Annotated in this window: 4 protein-coding genes and 1 pseudogene; 2 read left to right on the top strand and 3 right to left on the bottom strand. The window is 69.7% G+C overall.

Going from position 1 to position 5,340, the window contains the following annotated elements; translation table 11 throughout:
* The first annotated feature begins 572 nt into the window (after positions 1 to 572).
* Positions 573 to 1,181 carry a TetR/AcrR family transcriptional regulator gene (locus tag ACFW2E_RS16470; protein ID WP_384466921.1) on the top strand — a complete coding sequence of 203 codons (609 nt, stop codon included), beginning with the start codon at positions 573 to 575 and terminating at the stop codon, positions 1,179 to 1,181.
* 255 nt (positions 1,182 to 1,436) lie between these two features.
* Here ACFW2E_RS16470 and ACFW2E_RS16465 read toward each other — a convergent pair whose 3' ends face one another.
* The 3 genes from ACFW2E_RS16465 to ACFW2E_RS16455 all read right to left on the bottom strand — a co-directional run bounded on the left by ACFW2E_RS16465 (position 1,437) and on the right by ACFW2E_RS16455 (position 4,800).
* Positions 1,437 to 2,291: an alpha/beta fold hydrolase gene (locus ACFW2E_RS16465; RefSeq protein WP_384466919.1), complete on the bottom strand. Its 855-nt coding sequence runs from the start codon at positions 2,289 to 2,291 to the stop codon at positions 1,437 to 1,439.
* 123 nt (positions 2,292 to 2,414) lie between these two features.
* Positions 2,415 to 3,488, bottom strand: a complete 1,074-nt coding sequence (locus ACFW2E_RS16460; protein ID WP_384466918.1) for a cellulose binding domain-containing protein — start codon at positions 3,486 to 3,488, stop codon at positions 2,415 to 2,417.
* A gap of 292 nt (positions 3,489 to 3,780) precedes the next feature.
* Positions 3,781 to 4,800, bottom strand: a complete 1,020-nt coding sequence (locus ACFW2E_RS16455; protein WP_384466916.1) for a LacI family DNA-binding transcriptional regulator — start codon at positions 4,798 to 4,800, stop codon at positions 3,781 to 3,783.
* A gap of 276 nt (positions 4,801 to 5,076) precedes the next feature.
* On the opposite strand from ACFW2E_RS16455, the pseudogene ACFW2E_RS16450 reads away from it, so the two are divergent.
* A pseudogene (locus tag ACFW2E_RS16450) lies at positions 5,077 to 5,238 on the top strand (DUF5959 family protein); the annotation flags it as partial.
* Positions 5,239 to 5,340: the final 102 nt, after the last annotated feature.

Below are 5,340 nucleotides of genomic sequence, written 5' to 3'. Positions count from 1 at the left end.
CTCCGGGTGGAGACCGCCCCGCGCGCCCCGGCGCGCCGGGGGGGGGGGGGGGGCCCACCCCGTCGCGCGCCCCCCCCCCCCGCCCGGGCCGGTCACTTGGCGATCAGCAGGCGTATCGCGCGGGCGTGGAGGGCGCGGACGGTACCGGCGCCGCCGGTGAGACTCCCGGAGCCGGGCTGGGCGACCTGTCCGCGGGACGACCGCGGCCTCCTTGCTGTCCCACGCGGTGCGATGCAGATGCGGGTCGATGCGCGTGGCCCGGGACGAGAAGACCTGGAAGTCGATCGCTGTCCCCGTGGCGTCGTAGGCGCGCCCAGCGCCCCTCCCGTCGCCGCCGCGGCGCGTGCCGCGAAGTGACCGGGGACGGTCGCCACCACTCTCGGGGTTCGGCTCGGGGCCGCCTGTGAGGCGTGGGCGCCCGGTTGCCCGACCGGCACACCGTTCCGGCAGCGGGGGCACACCCAGCCGCTGCGAGGCTCCCGCCAAAACGCTCGACGTCTTTGCCGACTTCGTGCACTACGGTCCCTGACCGGCCGCGGATCCCGATGTGGAACAACCGGTATACTTCAGCTATGGAGAGCTCGGACCGACTTCAGGCACAGCCGTGCGGCGGCCGAGGCGCTCGGGAGCGCATCCTGTGGGCGGCGGCCAAGCTCTTCTACGAAGAGGGCATCAACGCCACGGGGATGAACCGTCTCACCGAAGTCGCCCATGTCTCCAAGCGGACCTTCTACCAGCACTTTTCCAGCAAGAGTGCACTGGTGGAGGAGTACTTGCGACGCTTCGAGGGCGACGGTGCGCCACGCTGTGAGCAGGCCTTGTCACGCACTGACCTCACCCCCCGCGAACGGTTGCTGGGTGTGTTCGCGGAGGCTGCCGGCGACGGGGCGGTGCGCGGGTGCCCCTTCCACAACGCGGCCGTGGAGGCCGCAGGGAGCCTCCCTGGTGTCCAGGAGGTGGTGACTCGGCACAAGCAGGACTTCGCGCAGCACCTGATCGGCACCGCCCGGGAAGCCGGAGCAGACGATCCAGAGGGTCTGGGGCGGCAACTGGCCGTGCTCTTCGAGGGGGCCGGGGCGCTGGCCACCTCCCTCGGGGACGACAGCCCCCTGCGGGATGCGCGCAGTGCGGCCGCGACGCTCATAGATGTGGCGACGCGGTGGACCGTTGGCAGGCGGTGACCAGGACCTCCAGCGCATCGGTTCGGGGGGCACCGGCCCCGAACAGGCGGGCTCGCCGATCAGGCCGAGGCGGAGCACGCACGAACCAGCCACGTCCGCCTCCAATTCGCCAGGTCTGGCGGGCCACTTCGAGGCGAACGCCTCGTGGCCGGACGAGGCCGCAACCTGCTCCATCGGCGCGACCGGGTCGGGTCAGCGGGCGGTCGCCGGGCAGCCGGCGTCTTGAGGTTCGGCCGCGGCTCGCCGCCGCGCCGGTCAGCCGAAGGCGCGTTCGCTGTCCAGGAATCGGGACACGTGGCTCACGAACAGCTCGGGGTACTGGAACAGCGCGCCGTGCCCGGAGTCGGGGTAGATGATCAGCTGCGCGCCCGGAATGTGCTGCTGCAGAATGTAGGAGTTGATCGTCGGCACCATGATGTCGTGGCTGCCATTGACGATCAGGGTGGACTGGTGGATGGACGCCAGCTGGCTGAATCGCTCACCAACCGGCTCGCGCCATGCCATGATGGCCGCGACCTGGGCCTTGGTCACCTCCGGTCCGCTCGGCGGGTCGACGTCGACGGTGCGCTGGTGGCGCCGCGCCCAGAAGTCCTTGCCTGCCTGTCGGCTGGCTTCGGACGGCTCGAAGAACAGGAACAGGAAGTCCTCCATGGTCGGCACCGGATTCCCGGCCACCTCCAACGCCTTCGGATCCCGACCTTCCGCTTCGCCGCCACGCGGTGCCGTGCCGACCAGCACGAGCCGGCGCACGAGCTCTGGGTGGCGCAGTGCTACCTCTTGCGCGACGTAACCGCCGATGGAGAAACCGAGAACGTCGGCCTGTGAAATGCCCAGCGCCCGGATGACCGCCGCGCTGTCGTCACCGAAGGCCTCGAAGGTCTCCGGCACCTCGCCGCTGGAGCCGGCCACCCCGGCGTAGTCGAACAGGATCACTTCCCGGTCCGCGGCCAGCCCGTCGGTGACCGCCGGGTCCCAGTTGTCCATCCCGCCGCGGAAGTGCACCAGGAACACCAGTGGGGTGCCGCCCGGCTTGCCGAACCGGCGGTATGCGTGTCGGACTCCTCCCGCCTCCACGTACTGCGTGGGTGCGGTGACGTGCGTGTGCGACATGTTCTGCTCCTTTGCCGTCCATCCGGGTTGTGCCAGGACTCCGTCGTCCGTGTCCGGTTCCGTCCTGGGAGCCGATCGGACTCCACACCACACACCAGATGTAAACCGATCGGTACCCTCACTCTAACACTGGATGTAAACCGATCGGTATACATGGCATGAGGGGCATCGCAGCCATGTGCTGCAGTCGGCATCGGTCGCCGTGAGCGCTGCGGAGGTCGGCGCGACAGCGGCGTTCCAGGCGCTGGTGATCCGCTGCCCGGCCGGCAGCGTGAACGCCGGCTTCCAGCCGTCGACCGGGGAGGAACCGGTGTTGGTGACGGTGACGTCGGCGGTGAAGCCGCCCTGCCAGACGTTCGTCCCGTACGACACCTCGCAGGCCGTGGAGCCGCCGGGGCCGCCGGGACTTCCGCCGCCGGTGTTGATCGTGGAGGAGAACGAGGTCACCGCGAGGCCGGTGCCGTTGTGCCAGGGTTCGAAGCCGGCCTGGACGCTGGTCAGGTACCAGTTGTTCTGTGCCAGCCCCCGTGAGACGGCCTGGCGGACGAAGTCCATGACGTCGAAGTTCCAGCTGTTGATCGCCGACGGGGCGACGAAGGACAGGACGTCGTTGGAGCCGTTGTTGCCGGACCACACCTGCCACTGGCGCCCGGCCACACTGGCCGTGCCGACCTGCGAGCCGACGGGCTGGATGGAGCCCACCTCGTTGAACCAGACCATGATCTCGGTCCGGTTGACACCGTCGGTGCGGGGCGTGGGGTCGAGCCAGATGTCGTACGCGGCGTCGTACACCGCGCCGCTCACATAGCTGTAGGAGATGCCGGTCGGTGCGCTGGATATGCCGCTGAGCTGCGCCGGAAGAGCCGTGCCCGGTGAGCAGTTGGTGTAGTGGCAGCCGTTGTAGACGGACGGGTAGGACTTCGGGGCGCCGTTCGTGGGGACCGAGCCGTCGGCCTGGGTGATCCTGAAACCCGAGGCGGTGGTGGTGATGCACTGGGTCTGGCTGGTGCCCCAGCGGTTGTTCTGGACGACGTAGCGGCCCTGGATCGTGGCCGATCCGAACTGTTCACAGATCGAGGTGTCGGCGTGGGCGGCCGAGGTGGTGCTCAGCAGCGCCGCCAGGGCGGCGAGCGAGGCGAGCAGTGCGCCTAACAGACCGTGCGCTCTGTGGAGTACGGGGCGCGATGAGACAAGCATGGGGGGTCCTTCCGGAGGGGTGGGGAGTGATCGCGGGAACACTCCGGACGCCAGATTGGGAGCGCTCCCATCACCTCCGTTTCGCTGGGACTGTAGGAGAGGGTCATGGCCTTGACAAGACGATGGACACGAGGCCGTCGAATTTCCTTCGAAGGTCCAGGTCAGGGAAACTCGCCAGGGGTTACCGGAACGCTGCCGCGTTGGGAGCGCTCCCGAACTCGTCACGGTGATACGACGCTGTCGCGCGTGCCGGGCATTCGGCGTGGACGCTTCCTGTGGTCGCAGGCGACGCTCAGGCCGACTCGCGCACCACCAGCTCCGTCCGCAGGATCACATGGCGCCAGGCCACGGAGGACTCCTCGATCTCCTGGAGAAGCAGCTGGACCATGGTCCGGCCGATGTCCTCCAGGGGTTGACGCACCGTGGTCAGCCGCGGCTCGGTGCGCTCGGCCAGCGGGAAGTCGTCGAAGCCGATGACGGCGACGTCCTCCGGTACCCGGCGTCCCGCCGCGCGCAGCGCCTCCAGGGCGCCTACGGCCGTGGTGTCCGAAGCGGCGAGGAGGCCGTCGATCTCCGGATGCCGTTCGAGGAGCTGGGCCATGGCCCGGCGACCACTCTCCTCGGTGAAGTCGCCCTCGGCGACCCACGACGGCTGGGCGTCCAGGCCGGCCAGCGCCAGGGCCTCGCGGTAGCCGCGCAGCCGGCACTGGGCGACGTACATGTCGAGCGGTCCTGTGATGGTGGCGATCGCTCGCCGTTCTGCGGCCAGCAGGTGGGTGACCGCGTTACGGGCACCGCCGACGTTGTCCGCGTCGACGTAGCTGACGTGCTCGTCGCCCGAGCGGCGCCCCAGCAGCACGGTCGGCAGGCGGGCCTCGGCGAGCATGTCGGGCAGTGGATCGCCGGCGTGCACGGACATCAGCAGTGCGCCGTCGACCCGGCCGCCGCGGGCGTACTCGAGGAAGCGCTGCCGCTCGGCGTCCGAGCGGACCAGGGTCAGCAGCAGTTGCGGCCCGGTGTCGGCCAGCGCGTCACCGATCGCGCGGACGATCTCGGAGAAGAACGGCTCGGCGAACAGCCGCCAGTCCGGCTCCATCATGACGAGCGCGACGGCGTCGGCCCGCCGCCCGGCGAGGGACCGGGCCGCCAGATTGGGCACGTACCCCAGTTCCGCGATGGCCCGCTGCACGGCCCGCCGCGTCGACTCCTTGACACCCGCCGCGTTGTTGACGACACGGGAGACCGTGCCGCGGCCCACTCCGGCGCGGGCGGCCACCTCCTCCAGCGTCGGAGTACCCGGGCGCCTGCCCATGACCACCTCCCCCCACGAGATCACCGATATTACGGTCCGGACGTCGCTGGGCACAGCTCTTCCTGCGGCTCCGAAGCCCGCAACCACCTGGCCGGCCTTACGACTTCAGTGCACGCGCCGCAAACCCTGAACGGCGATCTGCGGGGAGGGACGGAGGAGGGAGGGGAGGCGGCCGCGTCGTCGACCAATCGCCGCCAGGGCGGCGATTGGTGACGGGCGGTTCCGCAGCAGCAGTCGACCGGTCGGGGGAGTCGTCGGTGTTGCACGGACCGCGGCCCCACCATCAGCATTCAGCTCGACGCGGAGCGGGACCGCCCGGAGGTCGTCGTGGACGACGAGTCACTGTCCATGGTGACCGTCCGCATCCCGATCGCCCTTGAGGAGGGGTGGATTGATGACCAACTTACCCGCCTCAGGCGCTTCAACGAGCAGATGTGAACTCGGGTTCGCAGCGCATGGCGTTCTCTTTTCGGCGCCATCGAGTTGAACTTCAATGGGTCGGCTGCGGCGGGACAGGCTCCCGTCGCAGCCGACCCGCGC

The sequence above is a fragment of the Streptomyces sp. NPDC058964 genome (assembly GCF_042741275.1).
In the GTDB taxonomy this organism is placed as follows: domain Bacteria; phylum Actinomycetota; class Actinomycetes; order Streptomycetales; family Streptomycetaceae; genus Streptomyces.
The sequence above is the reverse complement of the archived record's forward strand: the minus strand, read 5'-3'. Positions and strand labels throughout refer to the sequence as shown.

Excerpts from the sequence above, each read along its gene's own strand:
- ACFW2E_RS16455 (WP_384466916.1), bottom strand. The coding sequence starts at position 4,800 with ATGGGCAGGCGCCCGGGTACTCCGACGCTGGAGGAGGTGGCCGCCCGC.
- ACFW2E_RS16460 (WP_384466918.1), bottom strand. The coding sequence starts at position 3,488 with ATGCTTGTCTCATCGCGCCCCGTACTCCACAGAGCGCACGGTCTGTTA.
- ACFW2E_RS16470 (WP_384466921.1), top strand. The coding sequence starts at position 573 with ATGGAGAGCTCGGACCGACTTCAGGCACAGCCGTGCGGCGGCCGAGGC.
- ACFW2E_RS16465 (WP_384466919.1), bottom strand. The coding sequence starts at position 2,291 with ATGTCGCACACGCACGTCACCGCACCCACGCAGTACGTGGAGGCGGGA.